This window comes from Streptomyces purpurogeneiscleroticus, from assembly GCF_020024005.1.
Taxonomy (GTDB): Bacteria; Actinomycetota; Actinomycetes; order Streptomycetales; family Streptomycetaceae; genus Streptomyces; species Streptomyces purpurogeneiscleroticus.
In genome coordinates, this window is the sequence record NZ_NHSG01000402.1 from 1 (window position 1) to 24,761 (window position 24,761).

At 69.4% G+C, this 24,761-nt stretch carries 20 protein-coding genes and 1 pseudogene; 5 read left to right on the plus strand and 16 right to left on the minus strand.

Features of this window, described 5'->3' with window-relative positions; translation table 11 throughout:
* Nucleotides 1–85 precede the first annotated feature (85 nt).
* A complete protein-coding gene (locus tag CCS38_RS29590; protein WP_223736430.1) occupies nucleotides 86–1,345 on the plus strand; it encodes an alpha/beta fold hydrolase in 1,260 nt (419 codons plus the stop codon).
* A gap of 181 nt (nucleotides 1,346–1,526) precedes the next feature.
* Here the strand turns inward: CCS38_RS29590 and CCS38_RS29595 are convergent, their stop codons facing one another.
* The 8 genes and pseudogenes from CCS38_RS29595 to CCS38_RS29630 form a co-directional block, all read right to left on the minus strand.
* Complete coding sequence (locus CCS38_RS29595) at nucleotides 1,527–2,819, minus strand: YrhB domain-containing protein (protein ID WP_223736407.1); 1,293 nt, start codon at nucleotides 2,817–2,819, stop codon at nucleotides 1,527–1,529.
* A gap of 13 nt (nucleotides 2,820–2,832) precedes the next feature.
* Nucleotides 2,833–3,129, minus strand: coding sequence for a YrhB domain-containing protein (locus tag CCS38_RS29600; protein ID WP_223736408.1), 297 nt, complete (start codon nucleotides 3,127–3,129; stop codon nucleotides 2,833–2,835).
* The gene (locus CCS38_RS35785) at nucleotides 3,130–3,351 is read right to left on the minus strand and encodes a toxin glutamine deamidase domain-containing protein (protein WP_504740354.1); all 222 of its coding nucleotides are present in this window, start codon (nucleotides 3,349–3,351) and stop codon (nucleotides 3,130–3,132) included. It abuts the gene before it with no gap.
* 776 nt (nucleotides 3,352–4,127) lie between these two features.
* Nucleotides 4,128–4,852: pseudogene (locus CCS38_RS35865) on the minus strand (putative T7SS-secreted protein); the annotation flags it as partial.
* Complete coding sequence (locus tag CCS38_RS29615; RefSeq protein WP_223736411.1) at nucleotides 4,852–5,502, minus strand: hypothetical protein; 651 nt, start codon at nucleotides 5,500–5,502, stop codon at nucleotides 4,852–4,854. The gene CCS38_RS29615 and the pseudogene CCS38_RS35865, both read right to left, overlap by 1 nt.
* The gene (locus tag CCS38_RS29620) at nucleotides 5,499–6,122 is read right to left on the minus strand and encodes a hypothetical protein (RefSeq protein ID WP_223736412.1); all 624 of its coding nucleotides are present in this window, start codon (nucleotides 6,120–6,122) and stop codon (nucleotides 5,499–5,501) included. Before CCS38_RS29620 ends, CCS38_RS29615 begins: the two co-directional genes overlap by 4 nt.
* Nucleotides 6,123–6,461: 339 nt before the next feature.
* Nucleotides 6,462–6,983 (minus strand): lamin tail domain-containing protein, encoded by a 522-nt coding sequence (locus CCS38_RS29625; protein WP_372457167.1) that lies wholly within the window; start codon nucleotides 6,981–6,983, stop codon nucleotides 6,462–6,464.
* A gap of 121 nt (nucleotides 6,984–7,104) precedes the next feature.
* Nucleotides 7,105–8,202: an AraC family transcriptional regulator gene (locus CCS38_RS29630; protein ID WP_223736414.1), complete on the minus strand. Its 1,098-nt coding sequence runs from the start codon at nucleotides 8,200–8,202 to the stop codon at nucleotides 7,105–7,107.
* Between the two features lie 162 nt (nucleotides 8,203–8,364).
* Here CCS38_RS29630 and CCS38_RS29635 point away from each other — a divergent pair, with 162 nt between their 5' ends.
* The 3 genes from CCS38_RS29635 to CCS38_RS29645 all read left to right on the plus strand — a co-directional run bounded on the left by CCS38_RS29635 (nucleotide 8,365) and on the right by CCS38_RS29645 (nucleotide 11,547).
* Nucleotides 8,365–9,333 (plus strand): alpha/beta hydrolase, encoded by a 969-nt coding sequence (locus CCS38_RS29635; RefSeq protein WP_223736415.1) that lies wholly within the window; start codon nucleotides 8,365–8,367, stop codon nucleotides 9,331–9,333.
* Nucleotides 9,326–10,912, plus strand: a complete 1,587-nt coding sequence (locus CCS38_RS29640) for a flavin-containing monooxygenase (protein ID WP_223736416.1) — start codon at nucleotides 9,326–9,328, stop codon at nucleotides 10,910–10,912. The genes CCS38_RS29635 and CCS38_RS29640 overlap by 8 nt, the downstream gene beginning before the upstream one ends.
* Nucleotides 10,913–11,073: 161 nt before the next feature.
* Nucleotides 11,074–11,547: a carboxymuconolactone decarboxylase family protein gene (locus CCS38_RS29645; RefSeq protein WP_223736417.1), complete on the plus strand. Its 474-nt coding sequence runs from the start codon at nucleotides 11,074–11,076 to the stop codon at nucleotides 11,545–11,547.
* Between the two features lie 57 nt (nucleotides 11,548–11,604).
* Here the strand turns inward: CCS38_RS29645 and CCS38_RS29650 are convergent, their stop codons facing one another.
* Complete coding sequence (locus CCS38_RS29650) at nucleotides 11,605–12,630, minus strand: LacI family DNA-binding transcriptional regulator (RefSeq protein WP_223736418.1); 1,026 nt, start codon at nucleotides 12,628–12,630, stop codon at nucleotides 11,605–11,607.
* 118 nt (nucleotides 12,631–12,748) lie between these two features.
* On the opposite strand from CCS38_RS29650, the gene CCS38_RS29655 reads away from it, so the two are divergent.
* A complete protein-coding gene (locus tag CCS38_RS29655) occupies nucleotides 12,749–13,927 on the plus strand; it encodes a phytanoyl-CoA dioxygenase family protein (RefSeq protein ID WP_223736419.1) in 1,179 nt (392 codons plus the stop codon).
* Between the two features lie 55 nt (nucleotides 13,928–13,982).
* Here CCS38_RS29655 and CCS38_RS29660 read toward each other — a convergent pair whose 3' ends face one another.
* The 7 genes from CCS38_RS29660 to dctA all read right to left on the minus strand — a co-directional run bounded on the left by CCS38_RS29660 (nucleotide 13,983) and on the right by dctA (nucleotide 24,550).
* Nucleotides 13,983–14,417, minus strand: coding sequence for a VOC family protein (locus CCS38_RS29660; RefSeq protein ID WP_223736420.1), 435 nt, complete (start codon nucleotides 14,415–14,417; stop codon nucleotides 13,983–13,985).
* A gap of 41 nt (nucleotides 14,418–14,458) precedes the next feature.
* Nucleotides 14,459–15,382 carry a phytoene/squalene synthase family protein gene (locus tag CCS38_RS29665; protein WP_223736421.1) on the minus strand — a complete coding sequence of 308 codons (924 nt, stop codon included), beginning with the start codon at nucleotides 15,380–15,382 and terminating at the stop codon, nucleotides 14,459–14,461.
* 107 nt (nucleotides 15,383–15,489) lie between these two features.
* Nucleotides 15,490–20,109 carry a cation-translocating P-type ATPase gene (locus CCS38_RS29670; protein WP_223736422.1) on the minus strand — a complete coding sequence of 1,540 codons (4,620 nt, stop codon included), beginning with the start codon at nucleotides 20,107–20,109 and terminating at the stop codon, nucleotides 15,490–15,492.
* Nucleotides 20,110–20,140: 31 nt separating this feature from the next.
* Complete coding sequence (locus CCS38_RS29675) at nucleotides 20,141–20,653, minus strand: hypothetical protein (RefSeq protein ID WP_223736423.1); 513 nt, start codon at nucleotides 20,651–20,653, stop codon at nucleotides 20,141–20,143.
* A gap of 205 nt (nucleotides 20,654–20,858) precedes the next feature.
* The gene (locus CCS38_RS29680) at nucleotides 20,859–21,941 is read right to left on the minus strand and encodes a tartrate dehydrogenase (protein WP_223736424.1); all 1,083 of its coding nucleotides are present in this window, start codon (nucleotides 21,939–21,941) and stop codon (nucleotides 20,859–20,861) included.
* Between the two features lie 132 nt (nucleotides 21,942–22,073).
* A complete protein-coding gene (locus CCS38_RS29685; RefSeq protein ID WP_223736425.1) occupies nucleotides 22,074–22,979 on the minus strand; it encodes a LysR family transcriptional regulator in 906 nt (301 codons plus the stop codon).
* Between the two features lie 38 nt (nucleotides 22,980–23,017).
* Nucleotides 23,018–24,550, minus strand: coding sequence for a C4-dicarboxylate transporter DctA (gene dctA / locus CCS38_RS29690; RefSeq protein ID WP_372457168.1), 1,533 nt, complete (start codon nucleotides 24,548–24,550; stop codon nucleotides 23,018–23,020).
* Nucleotides 24,551–24,761: the final 211 nt, after the last annotated feature.

A 24,761-nucleotide genomic window follows, 5' to 3' on the forward strand; every position in this document is an offset into this window, starting at 1 on the left:
ACCCCCCACGACGCCCACGACGCCCGCAACATCCACGACGCCCGCAACGCACACAACGCCCACTGCCTCATATCGGCACAACGGCATGGTCTGCACCGACCACACGCTGGACGTCCCCCTCGACCACACACGCCCGGACGGCCCGTCGATCACCCTCTTCGCCCGCGAGGTCGTCGCCGCGGAACACGAACACCGCAAGCTGCCCCTGCTGCTGTGGTTGCAGGGCGGCCCCGGCTGCCGCGCCGAGCGGCCCAACGCGGCCGGCGCCTGGCTGCGCCGCGCCCTCAAGGACTACCGCGTGGTGCTCATGGACCAGCGCGGTACGGGCCGCTCCACCCCTGCGGACCGCCGTACCCTCGCCGTCCACGCGGACGCCGCCGCGGCCGCCGAGTACCTCGGACACTTCCGTGCCGACTCGATCGTGCGCGATGCCGAACTGCTGCGCCGCCGGCTGTGCGGAGACCGCCCCTGGACGGTCCTCGGCCAGAGCTTCGGCGGCTTCAGCGCGCTGACCTACCTGAGCCTCGCGCCGGAAGGTCTGGAGCGGGTCCTCATCACCGGCGGCCTGCCGACCCTCACCGGCCACGCGGACGACGTGTACCGCGCCGCGTACCGCCGCACGCTCGCTCACAACGCGCGCTACTTCGACCGCTACCCGGGCGACCAGGCCCTCGCCGACGCGGTCGCCGCCCACCTGGCCGCGCACGACGTACGGATGCCGTCCGGCGAGCGCCTCACCGTCCGCCGCTTCCAGACGACGGGCATCACCTTCGGCACCGCCGCCGGCTTCGACACCCTCCACTACCTCCTCGAATCCGCCTTCGTCGACGGCGCCCGCGGCCTTGAACTGTCGGACACCTTCCTGCGCGGCGTCGACGCCGTCGTCTCCTTCGCCGCGCGCCCCCTCTACGCCGTCCTCCACGAACCGATCTACGCGCAGGGCGGCCACCCCACCGACTGGTCCGCGCACCGCATCCGCAAGGAGTTCCCGGAGTTCGACGCGGCAGGCCCGGGCCCGCTCCGCTTCACCGGCGAGATGATCTACCCCTGGCAGTTCGAGGAGGACCCCGCCCTCGTACCCCTGCGCGAGACCGCGGACCGCCTCGCCCAGCGCACCGACTGGCCGGCGCTGTACGACCTGGACAGGCTCGCCGAGAACGACGTCCCGGTCACCGCAGCCGTCTACTTCGACGACATGTTCGTCGACTGCGAGCAGTCCCTGGCCACCGCGAACCTGGTACGCGGACTGCGCCCCTGGATCACCAACACCCACGCCCACGACGGCGTACGAGCCGACCCCGCAGTCCTCGACCGCCTGCTGGGCATGGCCTGCGGCCGGATCTGACGCGCCTACACCACGGGTACCGGCCGTCACAGCGGCTCTTCAACGAACACGGAAACTGGTTCACGCCACCGGCATCCCGGTGGCGTGGCCAGGCCGAACGTCGGCAACCGATGAACCAGGACTTCCTGGATAAACCAGAACTTCCTTGCGGGGGCTGCCTTTCAGCACCGGGGCGGAGCCGTCAGCGGTACCGGATCACATGCAAGGTCCGCAGACCTGTCTCATCCATCACGACCGGCTCGTCGGACGAGCCGTCGAAGAGGAGGACGCCCGTCTCCGTGGTCAATGCCGTCACCAGCCAGCCCACAGCCTCGCGGCCCCGGCCGTCCGTGCGGCGGACCCAGATGAGGCAGCGCGAGCCGGCCGGGAACGCCGAGACCTCCTCCACCGCCGACTGCCACACCTGATGGTCCGACGTCGACAGGACCGGCCCGAGCTCGGCCAGCGTCGGCTCGAACCAGTACGCGCGGCCCGGCGCCGGCGGCATCGGGAACGAGCCCGTGCCCGGCGTGCCACCCTGGTCCCAGTGGGCCAGCCAGGTCCACGGCGCGGAGTTCGGCACATGGAAGGGGGCGGTCGCCTCCTTCGGCACGACGACCGTCGCGTCCAGCAGGGTGTCCTGCCAGCGGCCCTCACGCAGATGGCGCCGGGAGGCGCAGGAGAACACCCAGCCGCGCTGCGTCTCATCGCCGGGGCCGGGCTCGACCAGCTCCACCTCGCCGCCGTACGCACTGTCCAGCCACTGCTGCGCCTTGTCGCGCGCGGCCTCGAAGTCGTGCGCCACTCGCTCCCAGGGTGCACGGACCGCCTGCGGCAGGGCGCGTACGAGGACCAGCTCGCGCACGTTGGCCGTGTCCAGCTGCGCCAAGGAGGACGTGAGCCCATCGAGGAAGACGACACGGCCCTTGTTGTTGTGCGCGTAGATCAAGTTCCCGGTGATCTCGTGTCCGTCGACCTCGCGGCGCACCCACACCACTCCGCGCGTGTCGGGCCCCGGCCCGGCGATGGCCTTCACTGCTTCGTCCCAGCTGCTCACCGGCACCGGCTCGAACTCCGGGAAGTAGCGCCGCTGCAGCCGGGCCCACCAACCGGGTGCCTCGTCCGACGGCTGCCAGGACAGCGGCGACGCCGGTCCGCCGCCGATCATCGCGTGCAGCGTGACGACACAGCCGCGGGCGTTGATCCGGCGCGGCTGGTTCTGTACCCGGGCCAGGGCCTCGTCGTACGACGCCGCGGGCGCGAGGTCCGCGAACGGGGCGCTCGGCGAGGGGTGGAACGGACTGCTGCCGTCCTTGGGCACGACGACGGAGGCGGCCAGCATCGGCGTCGCCGGGTAGCCGGGCTGCGGCAGGGTCCGACAAGGGAACAGCCAGGCCGCGGGGGTCTCGTACATCGGGTGCGGGGCGGCGAGCTCCACCAGGCCGTTGTAGGTGTGGTGGAGCCAGGCCGCGGCGGACTCAGCGGGAGTGGGCATCAGTGGAAGGGCCTTACTTGGGGGGCCAGTTGCCGGTGGCCTGCAGTTCCAGGTACTCCTCCGGCGGCGGGAAGCTCGGTGCGAAATGGACCGGTGAGCCGTCATGAGGCACGACGACCAGCCCACTGAAGGGGGCCTGTGCCATGTCTCCCGTGTCGATGTGCTCCTGGAAGTCGAATTGTACGGTCCAGGCATACGGGTAATTCTTGGCGGTGTCCGGGAGCATCACCACCGAATCCGCCCGGTCCCAGTGCGCAACGTTCTTCAAGAATTTCTCTGCGGCCAAGACGGCCTCGTCCTTGGTCACCATTTATGGAACTCCATTGCGATACGGAATATGTCCGATGCCGGAGACATACTGCTCCAGCCTGCCGAGGGTGCCGCTCTGGCCGTCGAGGAAGACGACTCCGTGACGGGTGTTCACCGCGTTGAAGACATGGGCCGAGCCCGGACGGCTGATGTAGACCACGCTGCGTGAGCCCTCGCCCCGGGCCTGCAGGTCGCGGACGATGTCATCGTAGCTATTGACCATTGGCCCTTGGCCCTGTTGGTCAGGCCGAGCTGCTCCGGGGGAATGTGGTCGCCCGCCGGCTTGGGGGCCGCACTGACGTCGATACCGTCCAGCCTGCGGTCGACGGATACCGTGTTGTGGCTGCAGTTCAGGGTGTAGCCGGGCTGACCGGTGTTGTTCACGTCCTTCAGCCACGGATATTCGGAGTCGAGGAATTCCTGCGCCTTGTGCGGATCGACCGAGTCGTAATGAATCGCCTTTTCTTTCACATGATCGGTGCTCTGCGCCAGATGACTCCAGTCCTTCGGCTGCGCACCCGCCGCCTCGTCCGCATATCTCGCACCCTTGGGCGCCACATTGGACGCCGCGGTCTCCATCCCCTCCTTCGCCCCAAGGCGTACGCCACTGCGGGCGAGCCCCGCACCCTTGGTGCCGATGAGTTCGGGAACAAGACGGCCGACGAACTCGGTGGGATCTTTCTTGAAGCCGTCGATTGCGGCGGTGACGACGCGTTCGGGATGGGCGACGGTGGAGACGAGGCCGGAGAGCGTCATGGACGCGTTCGCCATGTACGCGGCCGGGTGCGTGAGGTTGTAGGGGTCAGCAGGGTTGAGGCCGCGGGCAAAGTTGAGTAGCCCGGCGGTCCCTTTGACCGCGCCGCCTGCCACGTGGGCCAGTTCGGTGTTGTATGCCTGGTAGCCGTCGACGAGGTCGTTGCCGAGCCGGTCGAGGGGCGGGGGCTCGGCCGGCGCGTGCGCAAGGGCCGCCTTCACCTTGCTCTGCGCTTCGGAGGCAGCGGTGTTGCGCTGCTTGCGGGCGGTGGCCAGCTTCTCCCGGGCCGCGTGGATGTCGGACTTGCCTGGGTCGTGGAAGGGTTCCGGCTCCGGACCCGGTTCCTGGTCCGCCTTGACCTTCGCGTTGTAGGCGTCGACCTTCTTGTTGTACGCCTCCACCGCTTGCTCGGATGCCTTCTTGCCCTTCTTGTAGAGCTCGATCGCGTCTTTTGCCTGGGCCTGGGCCCACGTGACGGTGCCGGCGTATGCGTACAGGGCGTCGGAGCCTTTTCGCAGGCGTCGGAGGCATGCAGCCACTTGGTGGGATGCATCTCGAACTTCTCGCGGAAGGCGTGACCGCCCTCGCCCTGCCAGTTGCTCGAGTCGACCTTCTTCATGCCTTGGCCGACGTGTTCGAAGGCGGTATGGAAGTCCTTGAGATGCTTCGCGCTCTCGCGGATCTTTCCGGGGTTGCCGTGGACGAGTTCGTTGGCTTCCTCGGTCTGGCCGAGTTGCTGCTCGCCGGGGGTGGCGCCCAGGTCGGAGGCTACGCCGTCACCCCAGTCCTCGACCCCGTCGGCAGCGTCGTGCAGGCCGACCTTGTCCAGCCCGTCACCGAGCTTGTTCGTGCCCCAGTCGACGCCCTCGCCGACCAGCTTCTTGCCCTCGTCGACGCCGTCCTCGAGCTTGCCGAGCCCGTCGTTGACACCGTCCTTGACAGCCCCACCGATGTCACCGAGGACTCCCATCAGCCCTCACCCCCGGCGGCCTTGACGCGCTCCTCCGGTGAGGGGCCGAAGGTGTCGTCGAGCCACTGGTCGTACTCCTTGTCGGAGACTCCCATCGCGCCGTGCACATTTTCGGGGTTCAGGCCCATCGGGCCCATGGTGTGGGAAGTCATGACGTCACGGCCGGCGTCCTTCCAACCCTGGGTGCTGTTGGCCATGGCCTGCCCGAGGGATTCTTGACTGTAATCGATACCGCCGTACGCGCCGGAGGTGGCGATGTCGCCCCAGCCCTGCTTGACGACATCTCCCTCGGAGGCATACGGGTTACCGATCGCCGAGTTCGCGGCGACCTTGAGGGTGCCCTCCACGTACTGCTCGGTCTCGTAGTAGGTACCGGCAGACAGGCCGACCTTCATCGCGAATGCGTTGCCCTCATTGACCAGCGAGCGCACCCCCCACTCCCACCGCTCACAGAACGACTTGAACTCCTCGGTGAGCCCTTCGTTGCCGAGTTCCAGGCCGGACAGGGCGACGTCAGCGAAACCGCGCCCGGCCCCGGCCCTGCCCACCATCCCGAGTTCCTTCAACTCGGCCAGCGCCTCGGTCAACCCTTTCGCGACCAGATCCAGGCCAACGACCTTCAGGTCCTTGCCGCCACCACCGTCGGTCATGCCACGCCCCCCTTGTTCTCGTCACGGTCGACCGCCGCCTCGTCCGGCACGATGCCCATCACCGGCGGGAACACCATCCCGTCCACACCGTCCGCACAATCGAGCGCCACCCCGCAGGGCACCCCAGCCGCCGGCACCGCTACATCCAGCAGCTTCGCGCCCAGAATCGTCTGGTATGCCCACTCCCGGTGGTATGCGCCGCGGGCCTGTGCATAGCGGGCCAACGCCTGCTCGTCGGAGAAGGCCAGGATGAACCGGATACCGTTGAAGTCCGCGACCAACAGTCCGCGCTCGTCGCCCAGATCCGTCTCCGCGCCCAGCGGCACCAGCACCGCCGTCCGCCGGAACTCATCCAACAACGCCGCGAACGCTTGCCGACGCGCCACCGTCTCGGGGTCCTCGGCGACGAGTACAGGGCGTACCGAGGTGGAGTCGTGATCGGGTATGGGCACGGCGTCCGAATTCTCCGCCTCGCGCGGCGGCGCCTCCTCGACCGCCAGAGGCTTACCGGATGCCTTCGCAGCCTGGCCTTCGAGCAACGGCGGGGTCATCTCGGCGTATTCGGCCAGCTTTGACTTGGGCGCCTTCGCGGTCTGGCCTTCGGGCACCGCCCCGGCCATCTCCGCATAATCGGCCAGCCTGGGCTGACGCCTCGCCCCACCCGTCGTCTCCGGCCCTGCCCTGTGCTCCCCGTTCCCCGTCACATCCGACATCCTGGCACCCGCCCATTGACGCCCGCAACGAAGACCACTGCCGCATCATGCGTTATGGAAGCGAAGCCCTACGCGAGACGCCAATTACTCCCCCTGCCTGGGCTCTTGCCGACTAACGGTGGGGGGCCATCCAGCAACACCTCTTGCGCAAAATCACCCGCTTCAGCCTGGGCAACGCCACCACCACAGGCGGCCCCGCCTCCGTCCGGGGAGGCGGGGCCACGTACGTTCGGATCAGCTGCCGGATCAGCTGTGGAAGCGGATGTAGCCGTTGCGGTCGGGGTCGGAGCCGCTCTTGGTGTAGGCGTGGACGTCCGAGCGGCTGCCGGAGGGCTTGTACAGGTAGATGGTGTCGCGGTCGTTGTTCCAGAGGAAGTTGCAGTTGTCGCGGTAGACCACGTTGCGCGCGTCGGAGTCCGTGCCGTAGCCGCCGCGGAGCTTCACGTAGTCGCCGGGCTGGAGGTAGTGGCTCGCGGCGAACTTGAAGCGGTTGCCGGCGGCGTCCTTGACCACATAGCCCTTGAGGTTGATGGTCGCCGAGGCCGAGTAGTTCTTGACCGTCAGGTACTCCTCGTCGGTGTTGCCGGAGGAGCAGCTGTTGGAGTCCCGGCCGGGGGCGTCGTACTGGACTCCGCGGATCTTCAACGCCGAGTGGTACTCGGCGGCCTGGGCCGGAGCGGCGGCGAGCACGGCCAGCGCACCGGCGGCGAGGGCCGTGGCGGTGGCGGTGGCTATGACAGGGCTCTTGCGCAAGGGAATTCCCCCCATGTTCACGGTCTGATGGAGCGACAGGAGCTTATACGTGATGTGAAGAGTTGGTGAAGAGTCTGCGGTGGTTTCGGAGAGTGTTCGCCGTCACGCAGCGCCCGCACGCAGCGCCCGCCCCGGTCTACTTCGCCGGGGTCCGGGTGCCCACCCCGCCCTGCCACCGGCGCCGCGCGCGGAGGAAGCTCGACCAGTCCTGGTAGCCGAGCAGCTGGGCGATCTCGTACCGCGGGATCGAGGGGTCGCGCAGCAGGTTCTCGGCGACGCCACGCCGTACCTCGTCGAGGATCGCCCGGAAGGTCGTACCCTCGTTCGCCAGGCGTCGCCGCAGGGTCCGCGGGGCGTAGTGCAGCCGCTCGGCGACGCTCTCGAGGCTGGTGTCGAGCGAACCCCGGTCGAGCAGATGGGCGCGGACCTGGGCCGAAACGCCGGTGCAGTGCAGCCGTTCGGTCCGGATCCGCTCACACTGCTCGATCATGAGCAGCGCGGTGTGTGCGTTCGCCATCGGCGGCACTTGATCGAGGTACCGCACGTCGAAGACCAGCTCGGCGCGGGGCCGGCCGAAGCGCACCGGTACCTGAAAATGGTCCTGGTAGACCGGTGGACGTCGGGTCTCGTCGGTCGCGAACGGCAGCCTGACCTCGCGCAGGGGGACCCGGTTCGGGCCCGGGAAGACTTCGCGTTGGATCTGGACGGTGGCGGCGACATCCCGCTCGACGACGAAGCGCCGGATGTCCTCGGGCACGTCGTCGGAGTCCATCGCGAGGACGTACTGTCCGGGCTCCCTGATCCGAGCCGTGATCGTCGAAAAGGCGAAGGTGAGCAGCGCGTACCGCAGGCCGTACCGGATCGTCTCCCGCACCGACGAGCACGCCGCGAGCAGATAGCCGAAGTAACCGTACGCGGTGAGGTGGTAGAGCCGCCCGAGCTCGACGCCCAGTCCCGGACGGTCGCCGAACGCGTCGAGCAGGTTGCGGATCACCGCGATCTCCTGCCGCGCCTCCAGCAGTTCGTCCGGGTCGGCGAGGCTCCGTGGGGTGATGCGGGACCCCCGCAGCAGGACGCCGACGTCGACTCCTTGCTCAGCGGCCCACTCGCAGAGGATCGCGACGCCGACCATCGTGCGGGGGTGATCCCATGGATCCCTCATGGTGGCGATGACTTGAGAGGACGCGTCCCGCTCGCCGCGGAGCGCCGTGTACGCACCGTCACCGGGAGTCATTCGGTCAGTTTCGCCAACGGGTGATCCGGCGTCAATCGGTCAGTACCGGCTCTGTGGCCGGAACGGTCGGGTTGTGGCCTCCCGTGCTCTGCCGGTGAGCGGAACCCGTCCTTACCTTGGACCGCCAGGGACCGTAGCCGACATCACAAGAGAGAAGGCCGCATGCCTCTGGACCTCGCATCGCAGGCTCTGCTCGCCCAGTTGGCCGAGGCCGAGAGCCCGGCGACGCACGAGTCGACACCGGCCATCGCCCGGATGAGCGGGCCGATCCTCGCCGGCCTGAGCGGACCGGGCCCGGAGGTCGGATCGGTCCAGAACCTCAAACTCGAAGGCCGGGGCGGTCAGTTCAGAGTTCGGACACTCAGGCCCGTGGGCGAATCTAAGGCGATCGTCGTGTATTACCACGGCGGTGGCTGGGTGCTCGGTGACATCGACCTCCAGTACGACCACCTGGGCCGGCAGCTGGCGAACGCAACGCAGTCGACCGTGGTGCTCGTCAATTACCGTAAGGCCCCCGAGCACCCCTTCCCGACCGCGATCGAAGACAGCTACGCCGGTCTGTGCTGGGTGGCCGAGCACGCCGCGGAGCTGGCACCCGCGGGCGTCCCGCTGATCGTCGCCGGCGACAGCGCCGGCGGCAACATCAGCGCGGTGCTGACGCTGTGGGCGCGCGACAAGGCAGGCCCGAAAATCAACTACCAGGCCCTGATCTACCCCGTGACCGACTGCGACCTCACCACGCCCTCCTGCCTCGCACCCGAGAACCAGCTGCTGCTCAGCCGGGACACCATGATCTGGTTCTGGGGGCACTACCTCGCGGACGAGGAGGCGCGCAAGAACCCTGACGCGTCCCCGCTCCGCGCCGACAGTCACGCGGGGCTGCCCCCGGCCCTGGTCTACGTCGCCGAGTACGACCCGCTGCACGACGAAGGCGTCGCCTACGCGAAGGCCCTGGAGGCCGACGGCGTCACGGTCACGCTCGAAGAGGCCCAGGGCCAGATGCACGCGTACTTCCAGATGGCGAACCTGCTGCCCGGCCAGGCGGCGGGGATGGCACTCGTCACGGATCACATCAACGACTTCGTCGCCTCGTACGACGCGTATGACAAGGGAGGCATGAGCCGTGTCTGACCACGACGTGATCATCATCGGTGCGGGCTTCTCGGGCATGTACCAGCTGCACCGGCTCCGCCGGCTCGGCTTCGACGCACACGTCATCGAGGCCGGTGACGATGTCGGCGGCACCTGGTACTGGAACCGCTACCCCGGGGCGCGTTGCGACATCGAGTCGGTCGAGTACTCGTACTCCTTCGATCCGGAGCTGGAGCAGGAGTGGAACTGGAGCGAGCGGTACGCCGCACAACCGGAACTGCTCTCCTACGCGCAGCACGTCGCGCAACGCTACGACCTGCGTAAGCACATCACTTTCAACACCCGTGTTGAGACGCTGACTTGGGGCGATGACGCGCGCCGCTGGGCGGTGACGACCGACGACGGCACGTCTCGCACAGCGCAGTACGTGATCGCGGCGACGGGCTGCCTCTCGGTACCGTCGCGGCCGCGGTTCGAGGGGCTGGAGGACTTCGCGGGAGAGGTGTACTGGACGTCCCGCTGGCCGCATGAGGGCGTTGACCTGGCCGGCAAGCGCGTCGCCGTCATCGGCACCGGTTCCTCCGGGCTCCAGACGATCACCGCGATCGCGCCGGTCGTCGGTGCACTCACGGTCTTCCAGCGCACGCCGAGCTTCGCCGTACCGGCGCACAACGGCCCCAACGACGAACGGCTGGCCGACGCCAGGACCCGCTACCGCGAGATCCGGGAGTACAGCCGGATGTCACGCGCCGGATTCCAGTGCCACAGCGGTACGCGGTCCCTGGTGGAGACCGAAACCGAGGAGGTGCGACGCGAGTTCGACGCACGCTGGGCCGACGGCGGCCTGTGCTTCTCCAGCGCCTTCAAGGACATCCTCATGGACATGAAGGCCAATGAGGCCGCCGCCGAGTACGTACGCGGCCGCATCCGGGAAAAGGTCGAGGACCCGCAGCTGGCGGAGAAGCTGTCGCCACGTACGTACCCGATCGCCAGCAAGCGGATGTGCGTCGACACCGGCTACTTCGAGGTCTTCAACCAGGACAACGTGTCGCTGGTCGACATCAACGAGCAGCCGATCCGGCGCCTCACCGAGCGCGGGATCGTCGCGGGCGGGACCGAGCACGAATTCGATGCGATCATCTTCGCCACGGGCTTCGACGCGATGACCGGCGCACTCAACGCCATCGACATCCGGAACGGCGACGACCGGTCTCTGCGGGAGAAGTGGGCCCACGGTCCGCGCACCTACCTGGGCCTGATGTCGGCCGGCTTCCCGAACCTGTTCATGGTCACCGGCCCGCAGAGCCCGTCGGTGCTGTCGAACATGATGACCTCGATCGAGTACCACGTCGACTGGATCACCCGTGCGCTGGAGTACCTCCGCGAGCGCGGCCTGAACCGCATGGAGCCGGCACCCGACGCGGAGGACAACTGGGTGAACACCACCAACGACGTCGCGGCCCTCACCGTGATGCCACAGGCCGCGTCCTGGTACATGGGCGCCAACATCCCTGGGAAGCAACGCGTGTTCATGCCCTTCGCCGGCGGCGTCGGCACCTACAAGCTCATCGGTGACGGGGTGGCGGTGGCGCACTACCACGGCTTCGAGCTGAGCTGAGCTGAGCTGAGCTGAGCTAGCCGAGAGGGCGACATCGCCCGGAGGTGGATACGCAGAACGAGGAAACCGGCATGGTGACGCGCATCACACTCGTCGATGTCACATCTCGTCGAGCTGTGCCGTCCAAGGGGTAACCAGTCACCACGACACAGGAGTGCACCATGAACGCTCGACTGAACCTCATGGCCAGCCCGGTCGCCCTCAAGGCCATGAAGCACATCGTCGCCGCGGCCAAGACGCTCGCCGACTCGTCGCTGCCTGCCGCGACGCAGCAACTGGTGATGCTGCGTGCCAGCCAGATCAACGGCTGTGCCGGCTGCATCGACATGCACACCAAGGACGCCGCTGCCGCCGGGGAGACCTCGGTGCGCCTCAACCTGGTCGCGGCCTGGCGCGAGGCCACGGTGTTCACCGACGCGGAACGCGCCGCGCTGGAGCTGACGGAGGAGGGCACCCGCATCGCCGACGCGGCCGGCGGGGTCCCGGACGAGGTCTGGGCGAATGCCGCCAAGCACTACGACGAGGAGGAGCTCGCCGCCCTGGTGTGCACCATCGCCATCATCAACGCCTTCAACCGCGCGAACGTCATCACCCAGCAGCCGGCCGGCGACTACCAGGTCGGCCAGTTCGACTGATGAGGAGTTGACGGAGGCCGTGTCCCGGGCGCCGCTCGCCGGTGCCCGGGACGCCGTTCAGGCGCCCGGCGGCATGTTGTACGGCGTGACCACCTGGATCGCCGAGGGCAGTGCGGGGCCTTCGTCGGGCAGCGCCTTGTGGGCGCGCATGATGGTCTGGCAGGCGCGGCGCATGTCCTGGCGCAGGTCGTGGTGGAGCACGGCGGAAATGCGTTGTTCGCGCAGGAGGCGGGTGTTGTCGTGGTCCAGGTCGTGGGCGATGAACACCGCGCAGTCCCGTCCGAGGTCGTCGAAGGCCGCCACGGTTGCCGCGTTGCCGCCGCCCATGGAGTAGACCGCGTTGAGGGACGGGTCCCGTTGGAGCGCATCGATGACGAGGTCGTACTGGGTGGCGTCCAGGCCGTCGCTGTCGGTGACCTCGACGAGGGTGCGGTGCGGCCGAGTGTTGCGGATGGCGCTGCGGAAGCCCATCTCGCGCTCTTCCTCACCGCGGAAGAAGCCGCGGCTGATGGTGGTGAGCACGTTGCCGGGGCGGTCGCCGAGCCACTGACCGATGAGATACGCGGCGGTGGTACCGGCGGCGCGGTTGTCGATGCCGACGTACGCCAGGCGTGCGCTGCTGGGCAGGTCGCTGACCAGGGTGACGACGGGGATGCCGGCTGCGATCAGGCGGCCGACGGCGGCCCCGACCTCCGGCACGTCCGGGGCCTTGAGAATCACCCCCTGTGAGCCACGCTTGGCGATCTTGTCCAGGGTCGCGATCAGTGCCGAGGCCGGTCCGGTCTCACGGAAGTGGAAGCGCGAACGCATCACCGCGGGCTGCAGTGAGGGCAGCTCGGCCTCCAGCGCGTTGCGTACGGCCGTGGAGAACCGCGCCGGGGCCTGCATCACGATGTCCATCATGAAGGTGCGTCCGCCGATGCGTACCTGGGTCCGCTGACGGTCCAGATCCTTGATCGCCTGGTGCACCTCCATGACAGTGCTCTCCCGCACGCCACCCCGGCTGTTGAGGACCCGGTCGACGGTGGCCTCGCTCAGCCCGGCCTGCCGGGCGATCTCCTTGATCGGATAGGGGTGTCGCATGAGTCTTCCAGGAATATGAGGGGTTTTTGATGGCCGGCTGCGGATTGAATGAGGGTTCCGAGCTGGTCAGACTGACAGAAGGGCGAGCGCGGCGACAAGAACGGCGGAAGGATGCGGGATGTCCCTCACCGATGCGGGATCACGGGCGTGGCTGAGGGAGGACGACTGCTCCCTCGACGACTTCCGGTCGCTGGTCGGGCAGCGCACCGACCCCCGCGACCACCCCTCGGCCGAGCGGGTCGAGCAGAACGTCCCCGTCTACGACAGTGACCGGCTCCGCGAGCGGGCCGGCACCCCGGAGGGGCGCCGGAGTGTGCAGAACGAGCTGGTACGGGCCCTGTTGGACGGCCCCGGCATTGTCGTCCTCGAGCGGGCGTTCACCGACCTCACCGTCGTGGACCGGGCGACCGACGCCTTCACCGCACTGATCGAGGAGGAGCGTGCGACGGGTGCGTCCCGCGGCGACCACTTCGGCAAGCCCGGTGCCAACGACCGGGTCTGGAACGCGCTGGGAAAGATGGCCGCACGGCAGCCGGAGACGTTCGCCGACTACTACGCCAACGACGTGCTGGCCCTGACCGCCGAGGCGTGGCTCGGCCCGGCCTACCAGGTCACCTCCCAGATCAACGTGGTCAACCCGGGCGGCGCGGCCCAGCAGGTGCACCGCGACTACCATCTCGGCTTTCTCTCCCGGGAACGGGCCGCCGCGTACCCGGCGCACGTCCACCGCCTCTCCCCCGTGCTGACGCTGCAGGGCGCGGTGGCCCACTGCGACATGCCGGTGGAGGCCGGGCCGACGCTCTACCTGCCGCACTCGCAGAAGTACGAGCCGGGGTATCTGGCCTGGCGGCGGCCGGAGTTCATCGCGCACTTCGAGGAGCATCACATACAGCTGCCGCTGCGGAAGGGCGATGCGGTGTTCTTCAACCCCGCGCTGTTCCACGCCGCCGGGCACAACCGCTCCGCCGGCATCAAGCGCATGGCCAATCTGCTGCAGATCTCCTCCGCCTTCGGCCGCGCGATGGAGACCGTCGACCGGGAGGCGATGGTCAATGCCCTCTACCCGGTGCTGCTGCGCCGTAAGGCCGAGGGCGTCGGCGAGGAGTGGCTGCGCAATGTGGTCGCCGCGAGCGCCGAGGGCTACCCCTTCCCCACCGACCTGGACCTCGACCCACCGGTCGACGGTCTCGCGCCGCCTTCCCAGGCGGACACCTTGTGGCAGGCCATCGCCGAGGGCTGGACCCCGGACCGGCTGCGCCAGGAACTGCGGGCAGGCGCGACCCACCTCCAGAGCTGATCCCGCGCCCGCCCCATGAGGAGACGACTTCCCACCTCGCCGGCTCGGAAGGCGCTCAGTCGAGACAGAACTCGTTGCCCTCGATGTCCTGCATCACGATGCACGACTCATTGAAGCCGTCGGCACGCAGCAGTCGCACACGCACCGCGCCGAGCGCGACCAGCCGTGCGCACTCGGTCTCGAGGGCGGCCAGGCGCTCTTCACCCACGAGCCCTGTGCCGATCCGCACGTCGAGATGGACCCGGTTCTTGACGACCTTCCCTTCGGGAACGCGCTGGAAGAACAGTCGCGGGCCCACACCTGAGGGATCGATGCAGGCGAACGCCGAACCCTGGCGCTCAGGCGGCAGCGCGCGGTCGAAATCGTCCCACGTGGCGAACCCCTCCGGTGGCGGCGGTACGACGTACCCCAACACCTCGCACCAAAAGCGAGCGACGCGCTCAGGTTCCGCGCAGTCGAAGGTCACTTGGAACTGCTTGATCGCTGACACAGGCGCACCTTAACAGGGGACTATGTCGCTCATCACCCGCTTTACATCGGCAAGTTGACGGGAGGACGGCCCTTGCGGCCCGCTGCTGCGTCGTGCGGTCGCCGCGCCTTCGCCAGTAGGCGCAGGCAGGTCAGTGGGTTGTCCCGGGCCGGTCGTCGGGTCACCGCGGATCCCATGGACACCACCGTTTTCAGTCGCTGATGGTGCAGGTCCAGTACGAATCGCATCAACGGGCCGTACTCCTCGGGGAGTTCGTCCATCAGGCGGGTCGCCTCGCGGAGTGTGCCGTGGGCCTTGTCGGCCGCTTCGGAGAGGAGTGCCCGGACGCCGGGGACGTCTCGTCCCGCGACGAGGTCGGCGCGGTCGACGCCGTGGTCTGCGAGTGCGTCGAGGGGCAGGTAGAGGCGTCCGTCCCGCAGGTCCTCGGCCAGGTCCGTCAGGATGTCGGTGCGCTGGCCCGCGTCGGCGATCAGCCGGCAGCTCTGAGCGAATTCGGGGCTGCCGCCGCCCTGCTGCGCCAGCCCCGTAGTGATCATGAGGAAGGGCCAGGTGAGCCGGTCCACGTACGCCTGGTAGTCGGCCTCCGTGGCGAAGCCCGGGAAGTCCAGGTCGATCCGCGCTCCTTCCAGGTAGGACTCGATCCAGTGGCGGGGCAGGTCGCGCAGTGAGGAGGTGTACAGAAACGCGCGCAGGAGTGGGTGCCGAGCGGTACCGGAGTCCAGCGCTGCCCGGATCTGGCCTGCCCAGGCGTCGAAGCGCCGTATGCGCTCCGGCACCGTGCCCTGGTCACAGAGGTCGTCGGTGAACGACGCGAACGCGTAACCGGCCAGCACGTGGGGTTGGAAGTGTGCGGGTGTCAGCAGCCGCACCGCCGCGTACCCGGCCGGCTCCCTGCGTTGCATGAACTGCGCGACCTTCACATAGTCGGCGCGCGCTTCACTCCCCCGCACCTCGGCCGCGTCCATACAACGTCGCCACACTCGCACGCATACCCTCCGCATCAAGAACACCATGAGTCACAGACAAGATGTCGAGACTACCGGTGCCGGAGCGCAGGGCAGTGCGACAGGGGCTACACCGGCTCGGGGGTCGTCGGGCGCAGTTGGCTCTGGAGGCGGGTGAGGAGTCGTTCGAGGGGCGGCATGACGCGCGGACCTGCGAGGGTGATCGCGACGGCGGCGGCCACCCCCGCCAGCGCCACCGGTCCCAGTGGGGTGCAGCCGAAGAAGTGGCTGAGGCCAGGCGTCTGCACGACGGCCATCAGGGCGGCGGCGGAGCCGACAGTGGTCGCCCACAGCAGTGGGCTGCGGTGGCGGCCGGTCAGGGTCTGCGTGAGCTGGGCGCCGACGACACCGCACAGCGCCATGGTGCTGGTACGGCGCGCGGTGCCGGGCGTGAAACGGCCGATCAGCCACGCGACGGTGGCACCCAGTGCGGTCACCACGCCCCGCTGGCGGATCTGGCGCAACAGCGGCGCCCCCAGCGCGCTGGTACCCACCGGTGCGCTGCCCGCCGTGCCGGACTCGGGCTCCTCCGTGTCCGGGACGTCCGAGGGTGTGACGGCCACGGCCATCGCGGGGAACATGTCCGTCAGCAGGTTGACGAGCAGCAGCTGACGCGTGGAGAGCGGCGACACTCCGGAGAACAGGGTGCCGAGCACGGTGAAACCGACCTCGCCGGCGTTGCCCCCGATCAGGATGCTGATGGCGTCCGCGACGCTGCGCCACAGCGCCCGTCCTTCCGTGATGGCGTCGACCAGCACGGACAGGTCCGGTTCGGTCAGTACCAGGTCGGCGGCGTTACGGGCGGCGGCCGAGCCCCGTGCGGCGAGACCGACACCGACATGGGCGGCCCGGATGGCCGCGGCGTCGTTGGCGCCGTCCCCGACCATCGCCACCACCTTGCCCGCGGCCCGCAACGCCTCGACCACCTGGAGCTTCTGCTCGGGAGCAACACGGGCGACGACTCCGGCGTCGCGCAGCAGACGGGCGCCGCCCGCCCGGTCCGAGGCCGCGAGCTCGTCGCCGGTGACCACCTTGGTGTCGTCCGGCCAGCCGAGCGCCACGGCGACCGCGCGAGCGGTATGGGGGTGGTCGCCGGTCAGCATGACCGGCCGCACCCCGGCCTCCCGCAGCCCTTGGATCATGGGGGCCGAGCCCGGACGCGGGGCATCGGCCAGTGCCACGAATCCCTTGAACTCCAGTTTTTCCAGGGGCTCGTTGACGAGTGCGTCGGCGTCCTGGGCACTGGTGAGGGAACGGGTCGCGACGGCGAGTACGCGCAGTCCCTCACCGGCGAGGGACTGGGCCCACTCGGTCGCCTCGGCCGGGAGTCCCACGCAGGCGTCCAGGACGGTTTCGGGCGCGCCCTTGACCACGAGCAGGCAACTGCCGTTCCCTGCCTCGCCGATGGCGGCGGTGTAACCGCGGCTGGCTTCGAAGGGCAGCCCGGCCGTGGGGGTCCAGTCGGGGTCGGCGGGGGCGGCGGCCAGTACGGCTTCGTCGGTGGCGTGTGCCTGGCGGCCTGCGGTGTCCTCGGTTTCCGGCGGGCAGGCGCGCCCCGCCAGCCTCAGCACGTCGACGGCTTCCTCGTCGTCCGGCCGGCAGAGGGTCCCGTCGGCGGTGGCGACACGGACCGCGCGCAGCCGGTTCTCGGTGAGCGTGCCGGTCTTGTCGAAGCACACCGTGTCCACCCGCCCGAGGGCCTCCAGGGCGCGGGGAGTGCGTACGAGGATGCCGCGGCGGGACAGCCGGCGGGCGGCCGCCAACTGCGCCACCGTGGCCACCAGCGGAAGTCCCTCGGGGACGGCCGCGACCGCGACGGCCACGCCTCCCCCGATGGCCTGGCGGATCGGACGGCCCCGGAGCAGGGACAGCCCGGCGACCGCGGCCCCGCCCGCGAAGGTGAGCGGGAGTGCCTTGCGGGTGAGTTCCTGCAGGCGCCCCTGGACGCCGGCGGCCGGCGGGGTGCGGGAGGCGAGTGTGACGGCACGGCCGGCTTCGGTGTGCTCCCCCGTGTCCACCACTACGGCGGTGGCCTGCCCGGCGACCACAGTGGTGCCCTCGAAGACCATGCAACGGCGGTCGGGGATGGCTGCCTGCGGTGTTGCGGTGAGCTGTTTGGTGGTGGGGAGGGACTCACCGGTGAGTGCGGACTCGTCGACCTCCAGGCCGGTCAGCGCCAGCAGGCGCGCATCGGCGGGGACGACGTCACCCACGTCCAGTTTGATCACATCGCCCGGGGCCAGCCGCGCCGCGTCGACCGTGGTCGGCGCCTCGTCGTCCCGGCTGCCGACCCGGCGGGCCTTCTGTTTCTGGCCCCTGGCCAGCGCGGTCAGGGCCTGTTCGGCGCGTTGCCGCTGCACGCCGCCGACGAGTGCGTTCATGCCCATCGCCCCGACGACGAGCGTCGCGTCGACGGCCGATCCCACGATGGCGGAGGCCGCCGCGCCGACGGCGAGGACGGGGGTGAGGGGGTCGTCCAGTTCGGCTCGTACCGCGTTGGCGAGCCGTACCGACCAGCGGGCCGGCGCGAGGACGGGATGGCCCGTCACCCGTGCGGCCACCGCCCGGGTCGTCGTCATCGCACCGGCCAGCGGGGTGGGTGCGCCGGGGCGGCTGCTCTCCAGCCGGGCCACCGCTTCGTCGGGTTCCAGGGCGTGCCACGGTACGCGGGGCCGGGGCTCCGGGGCCGATGCGGCGGCCACGCCGACGGCCGCCCGCCACCCGGCCAGGAGTGCTCCCATGGCCGCGGCGTTGACCGGGGCGTGCTGCGAGCCGGTGAGGAAGGCCAGCCCGCGCCGTTGGGCGCCGGTGGCGACCAGCAGACCGGACAGCGCCGCGCCCGCCCGGGCGAGGACCATCGACTGCCGGCCCACGGACCGTGCCGCGGGAACGGCCACCAGCAGCCGCCACACGTCCTTCAGGCCGCCGAAGGCCATGACGTCCGCGTCCCACACGACGGCGCTGTCGTCGTCGGTGAGGGCCACCGCCACGTCGCTGCCCAGCAGCCCGGCCAGCAGCTCTTCGTCCTCCGGGTGGTCCGGCAGGTGGTCCGTCGTGTGCGTCCGCGCGCCGGTCGCGTCGTGCGGGGCCGGTACCCGCGCGACGGTCAGGACCGTGTGCCCGTCGGCCTGGCGGCCCCGTACGTGGTCCGCCAGCGGGCGCTCCGCGGAGACGACCTCGTCCGCCAGCGTCGCGAAGTCGGCCAGCGCCGGGTCGTCCACCACGATGGTGTACTGGTCCGCCTGCCGGGCCGCGTCCAGTACGGCTTCGGTCAGCGGGTCGAGTTCCCAGCCGACCGTCACCGTGCCGACGTCCCGCCCGCCGGCCGAGGCGATCATCATGCCCGTCTCCGCCGAGGGCTGGCCCGGTACCGGACGCAGCTCGACCCCGGACGCGTCGTCGTTCCCTTCGGGGGCCAGGGGGGAAGACGGGCCGAGGGCCGCGGCGGCGGCCCGCCAGAGCCGGTCGCGGTCCCAGTCCTCCGCACTGGGATGCACCTCGCAGAGCGTGCGCCTGTTGCCACGCAGCGCGCTGGGGTGCAGCACCACCGTGTCCACCAGTTGCAGCTGTTTCAGCCGCTCGGGGTCACGGATCAGCACTCCCGAGCGCGCGAGGGCGCTGCCCAGGGCCGTGGAGAAGGCCACCGGGCCGTACCGGGCGGCCTTCGGGGAGCCCGACAGCACGGCCTCCGCCGCCTCGTTGAGGTTGCGCCTGACCAGCAGCGTCGCGGCGGCGCCCAGCATGCTGCCGGTGGCGGCATGGGCCGCGTACTCCTGCGCGGGAGTCGGACGCAGCGGCGGCCGGGTGACCTCGCGCGTGGTCATGCTGCATCGTTCCGGCGCGCACACCCGGTCGTGGGCGGCGTCGAAGACGGCAGCGCGCGCCACGCTCTCCACGAGCTGTCCCGCGCGCAGCATTCCGTCCAGTACCAACGAGCTGGGGGACTGCCCCGCGCCGTGCACCGCGGCGTTCACCGCCGCGAGCGCCAGGTCCGCTCCCGCCGCACCGAACCGGCTCTTCAGCAGCGCCCGGAAACGCGGGTTCTCCCGCAGCAGCGTCACACCCGCGGTCACCACCCTGGACGAGCGCGGTACGCGCCACGCGCGCGCTGCCGTCGCCGCTGCCACACCGACGGCGTCCAGCGCCAGCGCCGTCGCGGCGACCCGCACCGCCGTGGTGCCCTCCGGGTGTGCGAACTCGTGCAGCGGCGCATGCGTCAGCCCGTACCGTTCGGCCAGGTCATTGGCCTTCTTCACCACACGGTCGGTGGCCGCTTCCTGCGAGGCGGTGACCACCAGCCGGGCCAGGCCGCCGTCCCAGTAGGCGAGCAGTACGTCCGGACGTTTCGCGAGCGCGGTGGCCACCTTCTGGGCCACCGCTTCCACGCCGCCCGCACGCCGCACCCGGGCGTCGTCGGTGTCGGAGGACGGTTGCAACGCCAGGTGCACCCGGGTGCCGGCCCGCCATTCCTCCATCCCGCCCGGCATTGCGTTGCGTGCCACATGGGCCACGTGGACCGTGGTCTCCGCCACCGCCGCCGCGCCGTCCGACGCGGCACGCCAGCCGATATCAACGGCCTCTCCGGCCACCGTGGCGCATGTCTCCAGGCCACGGGCCACGTAGCCGGGCGCGGCCAGGGCCGCCCCCCACCCGACCGCAGGCAAACGGGTCAGCAACCCCAGAACCATGTCCCACCCTCGTCGAACGTCCGATCCACGGTCAGGAAGCGGTTGCCCGCGCTGCGGGCCGCTTCGTCGCCTTCGCACCCGATGCGGTACGCGAGCGTCCGCCGCTGGTCGTCGCCTTCCCCGTTGTCTTCCCCGTTGCCTTGGCCGCGGGCTTGGCCGTGGTCTTGGCCTTGCTCGGGGAGTGGCTCTTCGCCGTGCTCTTCGCCGTGCTCTTCGCCTGGGGCTTTGCCTGGGTCTTGGACTGGCTCTTTGCCGGCGTCTTGGCGTGGCTCGTCGCCGAGGTCTTCGCGTGGCTCTTCGGCTGGGCCTTGGCAGCCGGCCTGTGCTGCCCCTGGCCGTCGTGGGCGCCGGGGTGTCCGTCCTCATCGGGGCGGGGCTGTGTCAGCCATACGGCAGCCGCGCCGGCCACCGCGATCGGCCATTCGATGAGACCGGCCACGCCGAGCAGCCCCGCCCCCGTATACGCCGCGACGCGTCGCCCGCGCGGTGACACCACGCCGACTGCGTTCAGCGCGCCCTCGGCCGCCTTCGTCACCTCTTTCACACCGGGTACATGACGCAGGTCCGGTGTGATCGCCCGTAGCGGTCCCGGAAGCCTGCCTGAAGACGACGACTGCTTCTCGTTCATACCGCCTCCGACTGCCTTGTCCGACTTTGCCTGCCTCCTGGTTCCCCAAAGTTCACCGGCTAATCACACATCTCACCCACGTGGGTGTAAATCAGCGCCATCCGCACGCGCCGGCTTGCCGTCAGTCGGCCAAGTGGGCGATGAGGGCCTTGGTGACGTCTTCGGTGGTGGCGGTGCCCCCGACGTCGCGGGTGAGGACGCCGGCGGCGGTCGTGGCCCGGATGGCCTTGTGCAGCCGGGCGGCCTGCTCGGACAGGCCGAAGTGGTCGAGCATGAGGGCGGCGCTGCCGACGGCTCCGATGGGGTTGGCGAGGCCCTGACCGGCAATGTCGGGGGCTGAGCCGTGTACGGGCTCGAACATGCTGGGGAAGCGGCGCTCCGGGTTCAGGTTCGCGCTGGCCGCGAGGCCGAGGCTGCCGGCGAGGGCGCTGCCGAGGTCGGAGAGGATGTCGGCGTTGAGGTTGGAGGCGACGACGACGGAGAGGTCTTCGGGCTTCAGGACGAACTTCGCCGACATCGCGTCGACGAGCACGCTCTCGGTCTCCACGTCCGGGTAGTCCCGCGCGACGCGCTTGAACACGTCGTCCCAGAGGACCATGCCGTACTGCTGCGCGTTGCTCTTGGTGACGCTGGAGACCTTGCGCCGGGTACGGGTGCGGGCAAGGTCGAACGCGAAGCGCATGATGCGCTCGCAGCCGACCTCGGTGAACAGGGCGGACTGGACGGCGACTTCGCCGCCGGGGCCGCGCCCGGAGAGGTTCCGGCCGCCGAGTCCCGCGTACTCCCCCTCGCTGTTCTCGCGTACGACGACCCAGTCGAGTGCGGTGTCGTCGGCCTTGCGCAGGGGGCTCTGGACGCCGGGCAGGAAGTGCACCGGGCGGATGTTGGCCCACTGGTCGAAGGACTGGCAGATCTTCAGGCGCAGGCCCCACAGGCTGATGTGGTCGGGCACATTGGGCCAGCCGACCGCACCGAAGTAGATCGCGTCGAAGTCCTTGAGCCGGTCGAGACCGTCGTCGTCGATCATCTTGCCGGTCCTGGCGTAGTAGCCGCAGCCCCAGGGGAACTCCTCCCAGTCGAAGGAGAAGGCGCCGTGGGAGTCCTCGGCCAGGGCGTCCAGGACGGTACGGCCCGCGGCCACGACCTCGGCGCCCACGCCGTCGGCGGGGATGGCGGCAATGCGGAAAGTGCGGGGCTGGGTCATGGGTGCCTCCTGAATCCGGCGGTTCTTCCTGGTTGATGAGTCAACACAGGGGGGCGGGGACCCGTCCAAGACCTGCTTCCGATATGGCCCATAGGCGCTGACGATGAGTGAGGAGGGAGAGCAGGGAGGGGCTCAGGTCGCGGTGGTGCGTGTGTGCCGACGTGCGAAGGAGTGCGTCAGTTGCAGGAACGACCGTGCCCCGGGTGTGAGGTGGGCCGGCAGGCTGATCATGGCGACGTGGAGGTAGGCGGTGTTCTCGATCGGTGCGACGACCGCTCCGCAGCGCCGTGCCAGCCGCGTCCACGAGGAGGGCAGCACGGCGACGCCGACCCCGGTCATGACGAGGGGGAGGATGGAGGTCCGGTGGTCGACGACCGTGACGATTTCGGTGCCGGTGCCGCCGGCGGTGATGTCGTCGACGATGCTGCGCATCAGGCTGCCGGGGCGGGAGGCGATGAGTTTGTGCCCGGCCAGATCGCCCTGCCGGATCGCGACATCGTCCCGTACCGTCCCACCCGGTGCGGCAACGACGACGAACGGCTGCTCCTCGACGGGCAGAACTTCCACTCCGGCCGCTGTGACAGGCTCGGCCGCTCCCAGGAGGCCGAGCTCGCAGGCACCGCTGCGTACCAGGGACACGACCTCCTCGGGGGTGAAAGCGGCCTGCGTACTCACCGTGACGCCCGGGTGCAGTTCGGCGAAACGGTGGATGAGGGTGCTCAGCGGTTCGATGCCCGGGGAGGGCATGGACGCCACCTCCACCGTGCCCCGGCGCAGTCCGGACATGGAGCCGGCCGTGTCCCGCACGGCCGCCATGTCACGCAGTACGCGACGGCTGGGCGCCAGCAGTTCGGCACCCGCCTCGCTGAGGACGACCCCACGGCCCACCCGGTGAAAGAGCGCGACTCCGAGGTCCGCCTCCAGATTGGCCATCGCCTGGGAGAGGGACGGCTGGGCCACATGCAACGCCGCGGCGGCCTTGCTGAAGCCGCCGTGCTCGACGATGGCGAGGAAGTATTCGAGCTGCCTGACGTCCATGACCCTCCGCCACCGTGAACACGTTCGACAGGCGCAGCCTAACGATCCGTACCGACGACGTTCCGAGTGCTGAATCCGGCGGCCGGCACGCTCTCGGCAGAAGCGGCAGTATCGGCGGAAACAGCAGCGTCGGGTATCTCATGGCCGGCCAGCACCGCACGGGCCCGCGCCAGGTCGAGACTGTTCTCCCATTTGGCGATGAACAGCGTGGCGACCGCATTGCCATAGAAATTGACCAGCGCCCGGCATTCCGACATGAACTTGTCGATACCGAAGATGAGCATGATGCCGGCGGCCGGGACATGGCCCACCGTCGACAGCGTCACGGTCAGCGCGATGAATCCGCCGCCTGCCACGCCCGCGGCCCCCTTCGACGTCAGCAGCATCACCGCGAGCAGGCCCAGTTGCTGCCCGACCGACAATGGCGTGTCCGTGGCCTGCGCGATGTAGAGCGTCGCCAGGGACAGGTAAATGGCCGCGCCGTCGAGGTTGAAGCTGTAGCCGGTCGGCACGACGAGCCCGACCGTGGACTTCTCCACGCCCATGAACTGCAGCTTGCGCATCAGGCCCGGCAGCGCGGGCTCGGCCGTCGAGGTGCCCAGTACCAGGAAGAACTCTTCCTTGAAGTAGCGGAACAGCTGGAAGATGTTCAGCTTCACAAACGCGGCCAGGACCGCGCCCAGTACCACCACGACGAACAGGATCGAGGTGACGTAGAACAGCGCGATCAGCGAACCGAGGCTGGTCAGGGTGGAAATCCCGAATTTACCGATGGCGTAGGACATCGCGCCGAACGCACCCAGCGGGGCGGCCTTCATGATGAAGGCCAGCACCTTGAACACCACTTCGGTCAGGCGGTTCACGCTCGCGATGACCGGCTCACCGACCTTGCCCACGCTCTTGAGCGCGATACCGAAGATCACAGCAAGGAAGATGACCTGCAGGATGTCGCCCTCGACGAACGCGCCGAAGAAACTGTGCGGCACGAGGTTGGTCAGGAACTCCCACCAGTGCTGGTGCTCACCGCTCTTGATGTACTCGTCGGCCTCGCCCGATGTACTGATCGTGGCCGGGTCGGCGTGCACCCCGTCGCCGAGCCGGAAGACGTTGATGGCGACCAGGCCGGTCAGCAGCGCGACGATCGTGCCCGCCTGGAAGTAGGTGAGGGCCTTGATGCCGGTCAGGCCGACCTTCTTCAGATCCGCGACGCCCGCGATGCCGCCGATGATGGTCAGGAACACGATGGGCCCGATCAGCATCTTCATCGCCGCGATGAACGTGGTCCCGATCGGCTCCATCGAGGTGGCGAGATCCGGCCACCGCCAGCCCAGGAAGATCCCGATGACGATCGCCAGGAGCACCTGTACGTACAGCTGTCGCCACCACGGTTTCGACGGCGTACCGCCGTCCGCTGCGGCAGGTGCTGGGGTCTGCGTCATTGCAACCTCCTCCAGGCACGAAGAGGGTCCGGCCTGGCGTGTTGCCCCAACCCGCCGCGCGGCGGCACCGCGTGAGGCGCGCCCGTCACGTGCGGCCGTAACCCACGTGACGCCGAGCCCGATCAGCGCCACGCCTACTGGCAGCCACAGTGAACCGGGTCACACAACGCGAGGTCCACGACCAAAAATCGATGCCCCGTATAAGCGCCGCCTATGGGAGGCAGCTCGGACGTCACCCGCATCTTCCGGGCCCGGGCGCATTCGACATCTGTACCAATCCCACCGGGAGATTTGTGACATGCGGAGGAGTCGGCTGCCCGCGGGAACGTGTTACAAAAGGAGC